Genomic DNA, 16,104 nt, shown 5'->3' with positions numbered 1-16,104 from the left:
ACAGTTTCAGTTCAAGGGCGGTTATGTACGTTTTTCGAGCAAAAGGCATCCATCGTTGTGGAGCCTTTTCGGCTGCAGTGGATCGTGATTTTCTAAATCATTCAGGCTCTATCCAATACCGTCAGCAAATGAAGCCCCTGATTGGGAGCACTTTCACACTGAGCGAGGCTGTTTGAAATGGACATTCGTTTAATTGAAAAAGCGGGTGTACCCAGATCTGAAATAGAAGCTCATCAACGTATTGAGAAGGCTTTCAACAGCAGTGCGTTTTCAAAAGGATGGCGAGGTTATGCGTCATTCAAACTTAACCGCGGTGGGCCGGGGGCGGGTGACGACGATTTCGATTTGATTCTTGTCACACACACGCACATCGTCGTCGTCGAACTCAAGAACTGGCGTGGCAAGAAATTGGAGTCCAGAGGAGGAAGCTGGTTCGTGGACGGAGAACCCCGTGGCCGATCACCAGTTCCTCTTGTTGGTCTCAAAGCGAAGAGGTTGGCGAGTGCACTTCAAACTCGAGTTGGGCCCACCAAAACGCCTTTCATCTATTCGTTTGTAGTACTTTCTGAGTCGTTGAGCGAGCTGGACCTTGATGCGAGCGAAGCAAATTCAGTCCTCTACTTGAACGATTTGCTTTCATGGGCTTCAGAGCGTGATTACAAAAGAGTGCTCGCTCGGTCAACACGTATCAATCCGCTGTCGTACCTTAACGATTACGATCTTTTCTTCGTAGGTCAGCGCGGTCGTCCTGCCGGCTTTGCTATTCATGGGTTCAAGCCAGAAAACCAGCCACTTTGGGTGCACCCCAACAAGCTGTACTCGGAATTTCGAGCGAAAGAAAAAGTAGATCCAGACAAACTCGCCCTTTTCCGGCAATGGGACTTTTCTGTTCTAGGAACTGCACTCATCGGCGAAGGGGACAGAGGGTTTATTGGTTTACGCGAACAACGGGTATACGAGCACGTAGAGCCAAGAAATGAAGAGCTGTCTCGCTCCTTGTTGCGCCCGATTACACGCAGGTCAGAAGCTGACGTAACGAGCGATTTTTCTGAACTTTATGTTCTTCCTCCAAAGATCACCCGCCTCAGCGAGTTCGTGAACGCAACGCTTCTGAAGTTAACGCCTACAGAGCGGATTGTGTTGGTCAAGGCCTTGCTTCAGCGATTTGCCGACTTGCATGATTTAAACGTCGCTCATCGAGACATTGGTGCCCACTGCGTTTGGGTCGAGCGGCCTGCCAAGGTCATCATCTCGGGCTTTTCTGCTGCCTACTACCCCTCAACACAAACGGTCGGAACATTCAGGAACAAGGTCAAAGTAGAGCGTTCTAATTTGCCAGAGGATATTGGCTTAAGCAAAGAAGTCACCCCATATCACCGGGACGTATATGCACTAGGAGTGCTTTCGCATTTGATCTTGTTTGGTGAGCGTCCGCCTAAAGTAAGTGACGTGTTCACCTGGGAGCGTCGAGCAACGGATCCCTACGAGGGTAGGTTTGATGAAATTCTGACAAGAGCGCTTAGTGTTCAGCCCCAGGATCGTTATGAAAACGCCCGTCACATGCTGGATGCGATGAATAGTGCATCTTCGAATGAACGCGTGCAGCTTCTTGAACTGTCCCTCTTCGATGCACATAAGGCTAAAAGTAGGGCGAGAGACTATCCTGAAGACGAGAGCCCACTGAAGGATGATGATGACCTTCTCTCATACGTTAGTAGCGTCGATGGTCAAAGAGTATTGGTTAAGGAATGGCACGGCGTTGAGCCAGACCTAAAGAAGCCAGATCTTGCCATCCGCTTGCTGTCTTTCCTGGAGAGAGCTCGCAATCTAAGAGCTGCTGGTCTCAAAGGGCTTCCTGAGATTCGCGACTATGGTTTAAGTCGGCGTAGTCTATTGGTCGTTTTGAACTGGGTTGACGGAGTCACCTTGACCGAGTGGATGAAGTCTGACCGAGACCTCTCATCCAAATTGGAGGTTGCTCAAAGTTTGGTTCGCACCCTCTCGCGTATGCACGATTTTGAATGGCCTCATGGAGATCTGAAGCCGGACAACATTGTCATTCGCCCGGATGGGCAACCAGTCTTTGTGGACGTACTCGACTTTCGCCGGGATGGCGAGGAGATTTACAGTACAGCATACTTGCCGCCTGATTACAAAGGTTTATCACCGCTTGCCCGTGATCGGTACGCGATTGCAGCGGTCATAAAAGAATTTCTCGTGGATAGCTGCAGCACGACTGAGCGTAGTGGGCTTTCTCATGTATGCGAGGAAGTTCAACGGCTTATCGACGATAGAACTGTATCGGCCTTGGAGCCACTTCAAGCTGCATTAGATGGAAAATCGAATGTTGCCAGTGCGGTTGATACTGAGCCCTACCGAGTCTCTGTGAGGAATCTCGCGACCACCGGAGTTCAGCCCGGAGACATGGTTTCTGACAATGGGTATTTCTATCTCACCCAAGAAAACTCCCGTAGAACGCCAGGTGCAAAGTTGATGCACTTAACGGGTGCCGGCGCGCGATTGAGCTTAGAGTGGGATAGCTCAAAGGGGCAGTGCACTTGGGTAGCTGTAAAGCGAATTGACCTGACACAACTCATATGGGCTCAGGACAGGTGTCTTGGTCGTATTGCAGTACGCATTTCTCTTGTTGATGGCCCGAGAGGGGAGGCGTCGGAGCTTGAGCCCTCACTGGCGCAGTGGGCAACAGAATTCAGCGATGAATCTGTTGGCAAATCTGATGATGTTTTCATTCCCCCCGATGGGCCAGATGAGCAAGACCCTTTAGTTGTGACGCACATACAGCTACGAGACGAATCAATCACCAGTTACCGTGAGCGCGAAAATTCTGAAAAAGTTTCTGTACCAAAAGCAACAGCCATCGATGTAAAGCAGTTGTGGGAGGGACTTCTCAGCGCAGAAGAGGATGCACTTCCTATTGCGACTGTTACCGGGGAGGCCATGAGGAGCCCTCAACGGTCCCATCAGATATTGGTCCCCTGCGTTATCGAGGGGAGAGGTTTTGATCCAGACGCAGACGACCACACTTGGGTCGAACGCAGGGCCGCAGATGGTCTATGGCGTCGTTGCGGGGAACTTGAGCTGAGGGATACCTCTCTGGGGCGGAACGCAGAGCTAGCGATTGAGCGCTGGAACGCAAAGCCCCTCCAGCCTGGCGACAAGCTTCGCTTGAGAAGCAACATGGAGAGTGCTTCCCTCAATCGGCGGGCAAACGCGGTAGAGCGCATAGTAGATGGACGTGCCGTCATTTCAAACTTGATGGACTACTTGCAAACGGATGCGGAGCAACCTCTTCCAATGGTCTTTGACGGACCTGAGGACTCGTCGCTTGAGGCGTACTCGCAAGGTGCAAAGAGGCTCAATACAAGCCAGCGGGTCGCCTTTCAGAAAGCGCTTCAAAATGGCCCAATTAGTCTGTTGCAAGGCCCACCAGGCACCGGAAAGACCTGGTTTATCGCGTCGCTTCTTCATTACTTGGTAACGAAGGAAGGTGCTCGGCGCGTGTTGGTTGTTAGCCAAGCACATGAAGCGGTCAACAACGCGTTGGAAAAAGCGCTTGAACTTTTTGAGGCGAAGGGGATTGCCTTTGATGCAGTGCGCTTAGGGCATGAGTCTGTAGTCTCTGAGCCTATTCGCCATTTGCACTCAGCGTCTATCGAGCAGGTTTACCGCGAGAGTTTCAAAGCTGAGTACAAAGATCGAGTAGTCAGGTTGGCTAGTGAAATGGGGTTGATGCCAGAGTTTTCAGCGGCTGCCGTAAAGTTGCACTTGGGAGTTGGTCGACTCATTGAGCAGATTAGCTTACTTGAGCTGGAGGCACTGGGCCAAGTACCAACGTCAGATTCGAAAGAACCTGACGAGCTTCTGGAAGCGGGTACTCATCGTATACGTCAGCTCACAGAGACCGTGAGAGATATCTGTCAACGGGATTATCAGTTTGAGGTTGGGGACATTCCACTTGGCGAAGCGTTGGAGCACCTGTTTGACAGCCTCGCTAAACAGCACGAAGTTCAGTCCCCGCAAGCGCTTGAGCGGCTGCGAAAGCTTCTGAAACTATCTGATGATTGGTTGAAAACCCTTGGCGAGCCTGCGGCGAACTTTATTGAGTTCCTTGCTAAGTCCAGAACGGTTGTGGCGGGGACTCTTGTGGGTATTGGTCGAAGAGCCGCCGGTGTCATACAGAACATGTACGACTGGGTGATCATTGATGAGGCTGGTAGAGCAGCTCCGAGTGAAGTGGCTGTTGCGATGCAGACGGGGCGACGAATTCTTCTGGTGGGAGATCACAAGCAGCTACCTCCCACGTTTGACCAGGAGGTGCGAGATGCCGTTTCTAAAAATCTTGGTTACGGAAGTGAATCTCCCGCCTTTGTTAGTGACTTCGAGAGACTTTTTGACTCCAAGTACGGAAAGTCAGTCGGCGCATCTCTCACCGAGCAGTACCGTATGGCTCCGGCCATTGGTGAGTTGGTGTCAGACGTGTTCTATCAAAAAGACCTTCATACAGGGCGTCCTGCGTCATGGCTGGACACCAGTCTCTTGCCTGCCAAGCTGAAGCATGAGGTCTCTTGGGTAGATACCAGCACTCTGGGCAAAGCCGCTCTCGAAAATTCATCGCCAGATCGGGTCGACTGCTGGAATGAGACGGAAGCTCAGGTCGTGATGGGCGTGTTGAAGGCGCTGATACAGCGCAACGGACTGATAAAGGCGTTGCATGAGGGGTTGCAGTCGGGGGATCCGATTATTGGTGTGATCTGCATGTACTCGAAGCAACGGGAAATCATCAATCGATTGAAAAACGAAGCTCGTTGGATCCCCCAAGAAGTTCGACGGCTTATCAAGGTTGACACCGTTGACAGCTATCAGGGAAAAGAGAATCGAATCATTATTTTGTCTACGGTCAGAAACAATCCCAACATGCAGCCCGGATTCCTGCGTAGTCCCAATCGGATCAACGTTGCCATGTCCCGCGCCATGGAGCGTTTGATCATCGTAGGGGCTACGCCCATGTGGCGTGGTCGAAATGAGGGACTGCCTTTGGGTCAAGTCTTAAAGAAGGTGGAGTCACTGGCTGTAGCTGGTCGATCTGAAGTAGTAAAGGCACAGGAGTTCAAGGTATGAACCCAGATTGCATAGAGTTCAACCGGGTTACTTTCGCACTGCCCACACAAGCCTTCAAAATCACCGCTTACATCTCTGCCGAGGAGCGTCTACCGGCTGTTACTGAATTCGTTCTAAGGTTGTTGCACACCTGCGGGCGTGTTTCCTTGATCGGCCTTCGTGATTACTTTGGGTTTTCAGACGCTGAAGCCCTGTCTGTGATTGAGTCCATGGAGCGAATGGGTCAAATCAAGTTGGATGAAGATTACTTGGCACTTAGCGACGAATTTGCTGCACGGTTTGAAGCTTCGCCTGACGAATGTCCTTGGGTCGCCAAATTGAAGAAGCGGACCGATACGGTTTCATTTGATCTTCTTGCTTTTACCAATCTTCGGCGTACCCAAAGTATCTTTCCGACAGACAACTGGATCAAACTCAATCCAAGTGCAGATGTCGTTGGTGGCAGTGTTGATCGAGCCAAGCGCGCATATCGGGAAAACTTCACTGAAATTGAAAGAGAACATGCCCGCAATCGAGGTCAGGAGCGCGAACGCTCATATGGTGTGCACTCCATCGAAAACGTTCATGCCAATCGACCGAGCTTCATCCCCATCACTGTAGGTTTTGGTGTTGATAGGAAAGGGAGGCTTGTAACCGTTCTCCCAGAGGAGTTTGAATCCGGGGCAAATTTTTCCCTTGTGACCGAGTTTCGTGACCGAATCAACGAGGAGCTAGAGCGATCTCCAGCAACTGATAACGCCTTTGTTGAAACGTTCTTGGATAAGTTTCAGCTTGATTTTTTGAGGAAATATGTAATCGGGAATAACCTAGATATCAGAGCGTTTGCCCAGGATATGGCCCATGGGTTGTCTTCTTCGTCCGGTGTTTATCCGCTTTTTGGAAGTCTGGGATCAAAAACAAATCGTGAGTTCATTGCTCTGCAAATCAACGAGGCTCGTAAGGGTGGGAAAAGGGTGCCGAAACATCTCAGCTCGTTGATGTGGCAGGCACCAAACTATGAGTTTTGGGGGAGGGGAGAAGAGTTTAAAGCGGCGGTGGAGATCTTCACCAAGGCCCTGAAGTCAGGCGGGAGTGGTGATGACTTGCACGTTATGGACTACGCACAGGAACGTCAAGAGGTGTCCGTACGTTCCAAATACGCAAACACGGGGCTCGTTGAGTTGCACCTTGCTCAGCCTGATATTCTGAGCGCAGCCACTTGGACGGAATCGCTTGAGCTAATGCTTTATCCTGGTCAATTTACTGTTGCAATGATCCACGCGCAACTCGAAAACTGCCCCGGCGTACGGTACTCATTTGGAGTGCTATCGACCAAGGGTGCACATTTGAGGCTTGTTCACCAGCTTCTCTTGGAGCGAGGTAGGGAGCAAAGGTATGGGGGGCGATGGCCACCAAAAAAACCGGCCGCCCCGATTAAGCAAGCTAAATCGTTGGCTGATGCCTGCACCTTTTTGGCTTTCTCTGATTGGGGTTAGGTCCAATGACCTCGGCCATTTTCGCTCGGGTAGGCTTTTCTAGGGCTCGGATTTGATCCCTGATTTTTCAACAGCGCAGGTCTGTCCTCAGCCAATCAAGTAATTCAATAGAACAGCTATCAATGGATCACTCAACACACAACAAAATCGTTTCGTTCATCTGGTCAATCGCTGACGACTGCCTTCGTGATGTCTTCGTTCGCGGCAAGTACCGCGATGTCATCCTGCCCATGTTCGTCCTGCGCCGTCTGGACTGCCTGTTGGAACCGTCCAAAGACACGGTGCTTGAAGAGGTGCGTTTCCAGCGTGAAGACGCAGACATGGCCGACCTCGACCCCCACGGGCTGCGCGAAGCTTCAGGCTACGTGTTCTACAACACTTCCAAGTTCACCCTCAAGTCGCTGCTGGGAAATCCGTCGCAGCTCGAAGCCAACCTCAAGAACTACCTTGATGGCTTTTCGGACAACGTTAAAGAGATCGTCGATAAGTTCGACCTGCGCAACCAGATTCGCAAGATGGCGCAGTCGGACGTGTTGCATGACGTCATCGAGAAGTTTGTATCTGAGGAAATCAACCTCAGCCCAGACGACCGCAAGGGGCCAGATGGCCGCACACAGCCAGGTCTGTCAAACCTCGGCATGGGCTACGTCTTCGAGGAACTGATCCGCAAGTTCAACGAAGAAAACAACGAAGAGGCCGGGGAGCACTTCACGCCGCGTGAGGTTATCAACCTCATGACCAATCTCGTATTCATCCCGGTGAAGGATCAGCTACCCAACCCGCTGACGATCTACGACCCGGCGTGCGGTAGCGGCGGCATGCTGACCGAGTCGCAAGACTTCGTGACAGATGCCGAAGGCGAGATCAAGGCCAAGGTGGGCGTGTTCTTGTACGGCAAAGAGATCAACCCCGAGACCTACGCCATCTGCAAATCCGACATGATGATTAAGGGCAACGACCCTGAGAACATCAAGTTTGGCTCGACGCTGGCAACCAACGACTTCTCAGGCACGCGCTTCGACTTCATGTTGAGCAACCCACCGTATGGCAAGTCTTGGAAGGGTGACCAGAAAGGAATCATTGAGGGCAAAGAGGTTCTTGACCATCGCTTTCAGGTCAATCTTTCGGACTACACCGGCGAGTCATTCGACTTCTATCCCGCCATTCCGCGCTCTTCAGACGGCCAGTTGCTGTTCTTGATGGAGATGGTAGACAAAATGAAACGGCGCTCAGACCTGAGCGACAAGAACGCCACTCGCTTTTCTGGCTCGCGCATTGCATCTGTCCACAACGGTTCGGCCTTGTTCACTGGCGATGCAGGCGGCGGCGAAAGCAACATCCGCCGCCACATCATCGAGAGCGACTACCTCGAAGCCATCATCCAATTGCCGAATAACCTGTTCTACAACACCGGCATCACCACCTATGTGTGGCTGCTGTCCAACCACAAGGCAGAAAAACGGCAAGGCAAGGTGCAGTTGATTGACGCATCCAACCTGTACCAGAAGCTGCGTAAGAACCTTGGCGAGAAGAACTGCGAATTCACCGCCGAGCATATCCAGCAGATCACCCAGCTTTATCTGGACCTTGCCGACGAAGGCGTATCGAAGGTATTCGACAACCGGGACTTCGGCTATTACAAGGTCACAGTAGAGCGCCCTTTGCGTCTGGCGGCACAGTTCAGCCCTGAACTCATTGCCACCCTGCGCTTCACACCAGGCATGCAAGAAATCATGGAATGGGTCTATGGCAAATACGGCGACGAGGTCTATGCCGACCTCAAGTCACATGCCGAAGCCATTGAGAACCATCTTGAGCGCGAAGAAATCACCCTGTCGCCCAAGAACCGCAAAGAGCTACTGGCAAAGACCACGTGGCTGGCCCAGCGCGACATCATGCTGGCCGCACAACAGATTGCCGCCAAGGTGGGGCCAGACCAATACCTCGACTTCAACCTGTTTGAAACCATGGTGGACGAAGCTTGCTCAGCCTTGAAGTTGAAGCTTTCCACACCAGAGCGCAAGCAGGTTTTGAACGCAGTGAGCTGGCGCGACCCACGGGCTGCCAAAGTTATCAAGAAGCAGCACAAGCTGAGCGGTTCTAAACTTAAAGACCTGCTCTCGGAATTGCAGACTACGGCCGAGCGGCTGGGTGACTATGGTTATTGGCCCAGCACCAAGGCAGGCGAATTCGTCGAGTACGAACCCGACAGCGAATTGCGCGACACCGAGAACGTGCCCTTAGCCAAGAGCAAGACGCCCAGTGCCTCCAGCGTCATCCATGAATACTTCATCAGAGAGGTGCGCCCCTACGTTGACGAGGCGTGGATTGCGCTCGATAAGACAGTGATTGGCTATGAAATCAGCTTCAATAAGTACTTCTATCAGCACAAGCCACTGCGCAGCCTCGAAGAAGTAACGTCGGAAATCCTGGCGCTAGAAGCTGAAACCGATGGCCTATTGAAACAACTTGTCAGCTTTGTCGGGGGCGTGAAGTGATACTGCGCTACGAAAGCTACAAGTCAAGTGGCATTCCTTGGATAGGTGACATTCCGTCGCACTGGGTAATAAAAAAGAACAAATTTCTCATTACCGAGCGCAAAGCCTTAGTGGGGAAAGATGCGCCCAAATTCAAGCTCCTTTCATTGACGCTACAAGGGGTGATCCTCCGCGACATGGAGAACCCGAAAGGGAAGTTTCCAGCTGAATTCGACACGTATAAGCAAGTAACTCCCAACGACTTAATTTTTTGCCTTTTCGACGTAGAAGAAACTCCTAGAACAGTTGGTCTTGCCAAACACTACGGGATGATCACGGGGGCATATACCGTCACTCAGTGCAATCAACATGTTTCTAGCGCCTACTACTACTACTACTATCTCTCGTTGGACGAAGGGAAGCAGCTGCGCTCGCTTTATACCGGTCTGCGGAATGTAATTTCTCGAGACGCATTCTTTAATCTCGCAATTCCATTCCCGCCACGGGAAGAACAAGACAGTATTGTTACTTTCCTTGACCAGAAAATACGCGAGATAGACGCGGCGATAGCGAAAAAAGAGAGACTGATTGAATTGCTGCATGAGCAGAAGGAAATTCTGATAACAACAGCGGTGACCCAAGGTTTGAATTCTCGGGCACCAATGAAAATCTGCGAGATTGTCGGAATTCCTGAGATACCGGCTCATTGGCAGGTGGTTTCAAACCGAAGAATTTTTAGAGAAAAGGCTAAAAAATATCGAGGTGAAAGCCTGCCACCATTGTCGCTATCCCAAAAATCTGGCCTTATCCCAACAGATGAAATGGAAGAAAGATCGCTTAAGACATCCTCCTTTGAACATTTCAGAATATGTCGAAAAGATGATTTAGTTCTGAATAGATTCAAGGCGCACCTAGGGGTTTTCTTTGCTGCAAAGCAGGATGGTGTCATTACCTTTCATTACGGCATCTACACACCGGGACCAAATGTTTCATCAAAGTACTTTGAGCTTCTTTTCCATACTCGTTCTTATTGTGGAATTTATGCTGGTGCATCAAATGGCATGACTGTAGGCCTGCAGAATCTTTCTAATCAAAGTTTTTACGACATTAAGTCAATATTCCCTCCATATGAGGAGCAGCTTTTAATCGTCAAGGAAGTCGAACTTTTAGAGTCAAAATATCAGTTACTAGTTACCTCAATAGAAAAAGAATGCAATGAGCTTTCAGACTTCAAGAAAGTGACCATTGCTTCAGCAGTACTCGGAAAACTAAAGGTTTCTGAAGTGAAATGAAGAGACTGCGGAAATAGGGAGAAGATATGGTCAGTCGAACCAATGAAGCCGCGCTTGAATCGCACATCGAGAACGCACTTGCGAAGGACGGCTATCGCGTTGGCGATCCGGCTGACTTTGACCAGGAGTTCGCTGTTGACGGCAAGCTCTTTTGGGAATTTCTCGAAGCGACCCAGCCCAAGGAATTGGCGAAGCTGAAAGACCGGCCCAACTGGCAGCGGCTGATGCTGGAGCGTCTGAACAAGAAGATCAAGAAGGACAGCGTGCTTTCCGTGCTGAAGAAAGGGCTCGACATTGACGATGCCCACTTCGATCTGCTTTACCGCTTGCCATACAACGACCTCAACCCCGAGGTGGTAGCCAACTTCGAGGCCAACCGCTTCAGCGTGACCCGGCAAGTGCATTACAGCCAGACGGATACCTTCAAGTCGGTGGACATGGCCCTGTTCGTCAACGGCTTGGCGGTGGCGACGCTTGAACTCAAGAACCCGTGGACAGGCCAGAACGTGCAAAACGCCGTTCGCCAGTACCGTACCGACCGTGACCCGAAAGAACCGCTGTTTGAGTTTGGTCGCTGCCTGGTGCACTTCGCGGTAGATCCCGACGAGGCATTCATGTGCGCCCAACTGGCGGGCAACGATAGCAACTTTCTACCGTTCAACAAGGGCTTCAACTATGGCAAGGGCAATCCGGTCAACCCGAACGGGCACAAGACGGCGTACCTATGGCAAGACATTCTGCCGCGCCGCAGCCTTACCAACATCATTGAGCAGTTCGCTAAGTTCACGGTAGAGAAGGACAAAAAAACCGGGAAGGAGCGCAAAGCACTGTTCTTCCCCCGCTATCACCAGCTCGACGTGGTGCGCGGTATTCTGGCGGATGCCCAGCAGAAGGGCGTGGGTCAGACTTACCTGATTCAGCATTCGGCTGGCTCAGGCAAGTCCAACTCCATCACCTGGCTGGCATATCAACTGGTGGAGCAGTACGACACCACAGGCGCCGCGAATCTGTTTGATTCCGTGGTGGTGGTGACAGACCGGCGCGTACTGGACACCCAGCTCAAGGACAACATCAAGCTGTTCTCTGAAACCAAGAACATAGTGGCCCATGCAGAGAGCGCTGCCGAACTAAAAGCCCACCTGGAGTTAGGCAAGAAGATCATCATCACCACGGTGCAAAAGTTCCCATTCATTGTGGATGGCATCACTGATCTGACCAGCCGGAACTTCGGTGTCATCATTGACGAGGCTCACTCTTCCCAATCAGGCAGCGCGTCTGACAAGCTGAACACCACACTGGGCGCAGATGACGAAGAAGTGCCCGAAGATCTGCAGGACAAGATACTGGCGGCAATGAAAGGCCGCAAGATGAGCAAGAACGCCAGCTACTTTGCGTTCACCGCCACGCCCAAACCTGCCACGTTGGAGAAGTTTGGTCGCCAAGCCTCAGATGGCAAGTTCTACCCCTTCCACCTGTATTCCATGAAGCAGGCCATCGAGGAAAAGTTCATCCTCGACGTGCTGGAGAAATACACCACGTACAAGAGCTACTACGAGGTGCAGAAGTCGGTGGAGGACAACCCGCTGTTCGATATCGCCAAGGCACAGAAGAAGCTCAAAGCCTTCGTCGAAGCCAGTCCCAAGACTATTGAGGTGAAGGCCAAGATCATGGTCGATCACTTCACGGCCAGCGTGTGGCAAGCCAAGAAGCTCAAGGGCAAGGCCAAGGCTATGGTGGTGACACGCAACATCGAATGCGCCATCCGCTACTTCTTTGCTATCCGCGCGGCCCTGAAAGATGCAAATGCGCCCTTCAAGGCGCTGGTGGCGTTCTCCGGCGAAAAGATGGTTGATGGCATCAAGCACACCGAAGAGTCTCTGAACGGCTTTTCTGCCCGTGACTTACCCGATGAATTCGAGAAGGACGATGCCAAGATTTTGGTGGTTGCCAACAAGTACCTGACTGGCTTTGATGAACCCATGCTGCACACGATGTACGTGGATAAGAAGCTGCAAGGTGTTTTGGCCGTGCAGGCGCTGTCTCGGTTGAATCGCTGCAACTGGAAGCTAGGCAAGGCCGATACCTTCGTGCTCGACTTTTACAACTCTGTGGATGACATCAAGGCGGCGTTTGACCCGTTCTACACGTCCACATCCTTGAGCGAGCCAACGGACGTAAACATCTTGCATGACCTGAAAGACGTGCTCGACAACTTCGGCATCTACGACTGGGCCGAGGTGACGAGCTTCAACGAGAAGTTCTTTGCCAGCGCCGAAGCCGAAGAACTCGCCCCCATCATTGACACGGTGGTGGCCCGCTTCGAGGCGGACTTGGATGACGAAGAACGCATTGACTTCAAGATCAAGGCCAAGCAGTTCGTCAAGATATACGCGCAGGTGGCGGCCATCATCCCGTTCAACAACGTGAACTGGGAAATGCTGCACTGGTTCCTGAAATTCCTGATCCCCAAGCTGAAGGTCAAAGACCCTGACCAGGATAAGCTGGACGAGTTGCTGAACAGCGTTGATCTGTCGACTTACGGGCTGGAACGCTCACGGCTTGAAGCCAAGATTGGCCTTGATGCTGGTGAAACCGAGCTGGAGCCGCAAAACCCGAACGTGCGCGGCCCACATATGGGGCCAGGTGACAAAGACCCGCTGGAAGAGATCGTTCGTGCCTTCAACGACCGACACTTCGCTGGCTGGGAGGCCACGCCCGAGGAGCAGCGCGTCAAGTTCATCAATATCGCCAAGCATGTGGTGAAACATGCTGATTACAAAGCGCAGGTCGAAGACAACCCCGATGCCCAGAACCGACAGTTGGCCTTAGAGAAACTGATCCAGCACGCCGTCAGCATCGAACGCCGCCGGGAATTGGATTTGTACAAACGCTATGCTGGCGATGCAGATTTCAAGAAAGCATTTGATGCGAGCATTTCGAGGCTACTCAGCATGCGTGATATAGGCGCAAGATTTTGAGGTGGGTGAGGTTAAAAGACCAACTCAATGACGGCTAGCTCCAAAACCATGATGTCCGTTGCCAAATTGTTTGCTGTTTAATTTGCATAAGTAAGACGCTCGATGAAAAAAGGCTTGGAGCTGTTGAGGCTCTTCTAACTCAAACCGGTAAACTGCGTTGTCGGGGAAATGAACTAAACCTTCTGCTTGTTCAAGTGTCAGGCGAAGAGCGCTGGCCCAAGCTTCAATAATTCGACCAGCCATGTTTTGCTCGCTGGACTTGAACCTACCTAGAGTGAAGTAGGCATCCCGGTTGACCAGCAACGCAACGTGATAGTGGACTCTATCCTCCCGACTTAGTTCGCGTGCCCACACGTACCGAATATCAGTGTCATGGGCATATGGTCTCTCCAACCTCGCCCTTGTTCTATCGTGTCTGATTTTCGCTTTGAGTGACTCGATGAAGCGAGAGATGGCTTCGTTTGAAAAGTTTTCTGCGTCGTACCCCATACTGAGTGGAAACCGCAAATCAAATCGCATTGCGCATACGCGTTTGTGTGCTGATAGCGACTTCTGAATTACACCGTACAGAGTATCCAAATACTCCAGAATCATTGGACCCTTCTCAAACATTATTGGAAGTTTTAAGTAGTTGTAGTCGAAGAGAAGTGTTTGATTTCTATTGTGCGGATTGATTTGCATGATTTAGTCCTTCAAGTGTTTGGTGCCTTCCATGAGCTAGTGCGCTAAGAGGCTTTGGTAGTACTCTCTTACCTATACATCTAATACCGAAAATAAGGCTACGGAACTTCAGGCACTTTCTTTTAAATTGGTTGCCTGAAGCTCAGTAAAAATGGCGAAGTGTTAGCTCTGGAAAAATATGCAAGAAAGCAAGTTCGGCCAATGGCGCTAGACACGGACTTCTTGCTTTTCTTGAGCTAGTGCGCTGATGGTCCAGCCCTCATTTGATTGGCATGGCGTAGGTTTTTTTACGGTACCTGTTGGAGCGGATCTACCGGTTAGAAGATCCGCTCAGCAATGCGCAATGCAAGCTACATGTACCAACCGCTTTTTTTCAATGCTTCGGTGTACTTGTCACGTTGGTCCTCATCATCCAGACAAATCGAATCCAGCATTTCCTCGCAGATGTTCTGTTGAAAATTGAGTGGAAGGTCGTCGTCGTCGTACCCTCCTGGATAACGCTTATTGAAAAGTTCCTGACAGCCCTTGATCAGGAAAGACAAGATACCTTCGTCAACCGGAGCAACCGAAGCAACCGAAGCAACCGAAGCAACCGAAGCAACCGAAGCAACTGGAGCAACCGAAGCAACCGAAGCAACCGAAGCAACCGAAGCAACTGGAGCAACCGAAGCAACTGGAGCAACTGGAGCAACCGAAGCAACCGAAGCAACTGGAGCAACTGGAGCAACTGGAGCAACTGGAGCAACTGGAGCAACCGGAGCAACCGGAGCAACCGGAGCAACTGGAGCAACTGGAGCAACTGGATTAATCGGAGTACAAGTTGGAGCTTGAGCGAAGCGCTGAACATGCGGATGATCTGGAGAAAATCTACGCAGCAGTGTTTCCCGCACATCTGAAGTGGGCACATTGGAGGCAGGTAGATACGCCTCTTGGACTGGGTTTTGCTCCAATGACCAGCAGAAGGGACTTGATGGTCCACTGTTCTGGCGTTGAGATAAAACGCCCATCTTGAGCTTGGCTCGCTTCACCGCAGACATGGAAATGCCTGCCTCTCGAGCACGGTGTTCCACTTCTTGTGCTGACTTTGGTCCCTCGGCAAGAAACTCCGCAAGGAACTGTGCCGCACTGGCAACTGCTCCCGTGGCCTCAACGGGTCCATCCGACTCAGCAGAACGAAGAATGTCTTTGGCCGACCCTTTAAGCGGTGTTGAACAGAACCTTATGGTGGACGTTCTGAAAGACTGTCCACCGTACCAATAGTTTATGTTGTCGATTCGATACTCAAATCCACCGTCGTCTGGTCCTATATTGGATTTCACCCTAAGAAGTAGGCATTTCGGACTCTCGTCAGGGTCCTCACTTTTCAGACGGATCGTTAGCATCACAATCCGGGCCACTGCAACATACGCAATACTTCCATTGATACGATCAATAGGCTCTTTACCTTTCGAGTTTTTGTTCAAGTGGGTAATCCCAAGGATTGCGCATCCATTCTTTTCTGCGAGGTCTAGAAGTGGGGTGAGTGATTTTCGAACGTCAGTATTTTTATTCGCATCTCCACTTACGACTTGAGCAATGCTGTCAATGACAATGAGTTTGACATTACCCAGCTCCTGAATCTTTGCCTCTAGCAGATCGATATCGGTGGCAAAGTCAAAACTGCGCTCACGACCACGTTCTACAGTACCGCGCAAGATATGAACATTGTTCATGTTCGCACCAGCAGCAATCAAGCGAACAACAATGGTGTCATCGATACCGTCTTCGCACGTCCAAAAAATCACCTTGCCAAGCGGCGCTGAAGTTCCATCTGGCCAGAAACCGCCTGTTGAAACAGCAGAGATTTGGTTAATTGCAAGATTTGTTTTGCCCGTCCCAGGAGCACCACCTAAGATGTGAAGTTTTCCAACCGCGAGGTAATACTCCCACAACCATGCGATGGGAGTGGGCGCGATATCAGAGGCCGGGACCAACTGGACATCGGTGCCATAGCTGCGGAAACTATACGACTTGCCTAACATTTCGAATCCTCAATAGAGTTGATGAGGATCGAAGTGTGTTT

7 protein-coding genes are annotated in these 16,104 nt (G+C 51.1%); 5 read left to right on the top strand and 2 right to left on the bottom strand.

Annotated features, from left to right (window positions below):
• The first annotated feature begins 177 nt into the window (after positions 1-177).
• The 5 genes from AEP_RS03435 to AEP_RS03415 all read left to right on the top strand — a co-directional run bounded on the left by AEP_RS03435 (position 178) and on the right by AEP_RS03415 (position 13,361).
• A complete protein-coding gene (locus AEP_RS03435; protein WP_087494097.1) occupies positions 178-5,139 on the top strand; it encodes an AAA domain-containing protein in 4,962 nt (1,653 codons plus the stop codon).
• Positions 5,136-6,614 (top strand): hypothetical protein, encoded by a 1,479-nt coding sequence (locus tag AEP_RS03430; RefSeq protein ID WP_087494096.1) that lies wholly within the window; start codon positions 5,136-5,138, stop codon positions 6,612-6,614. The genes AEP_RS03435 and AEP_RS03430 overlap by 4 nt, the downstream gene beginning before the upstream one ends.
• 122 nt (positions 6,615-6,736) lie before the next feature.
• On the top strand, positions 6,737-9,112 hold the full coding sequence (locus AEP_RS03425; protein ID WP_087494095.1) for a type I restriction-modification system subunit M: 2,376 nt from the start codon (positions 6,737-6,739) through the stop codon (positions 9,110-9,112).
• Positions 9,109-10,383, top strand: coding sequence for a restriction endonuclease subunit S (locus tag AEP_RS03420; protein WP_087494094.1), 1,275 nt, complete (start codon positions 9,109-9,111; stop codon positions 10,381-10,383). Before AEP_RS03425 ends, AEP_RS03420 begins: the two co-directional genes overlap by 4 nt.
• A gap of 26 nt (positions 10,384-10,409) precedes the next feature.
• Positions 10,410-13,361 carry a type I restriction endonuclease subunit R gene (locus AEP_RS03415; protein WP_087494093.1) on the top strand — a complete coding sequence of 984 codons (2,952 nt, stop codon included), beginning with the start codon at positions 10,410-10,412 and terminating at the stop codon, positions 13,359-13,361.
• A gap of 24 nt (positions 13,362-13,385) precedes the next feature.
• Here AEP_RS03415 and AEP_RS03410 read toward each other — a convergent pair whose 3' ends face one another.
• Positions 13,386-14,042, bottom strand: coding sequence for an inovirus Gp2 family protein (locus AEP_RS03410; protein WP_087494092.1), 657 nt, complete (start codon positions 14,040-14,042; stop codon positions 13,386-13,388).
• A gap of 350 nt (positions 14,043-14,392) precedes the next feature.
• Positions 14,393-16,063, bottom strand: coding sequence for an AAA family ATPase (locus AEP_RS20595; RefSeq protein ID WP_157673033.1), 1,671 nt, complete (start codon positions 16,061-16,063; stop codon positions 14,393-14,395).
• Positions 16,064-16,104 lie beyond the last annotated feature (41 nt).

Origin of the sequence: Curvibacter sp. AEP1-3 (assembly GCF_002163715.1) — a bacterium.
Lineage (GTDB): Bacteria > Pseudomonadota > Gammaproteobacteria > Burkholderiales > Burkholderiaceae_C > Allorhodoferax.
The sequence above is the reverse complement of the archived record's forward strand: the minus strand, read 5'-3'. Positions and strand labels throughout refer to the sequence as shown.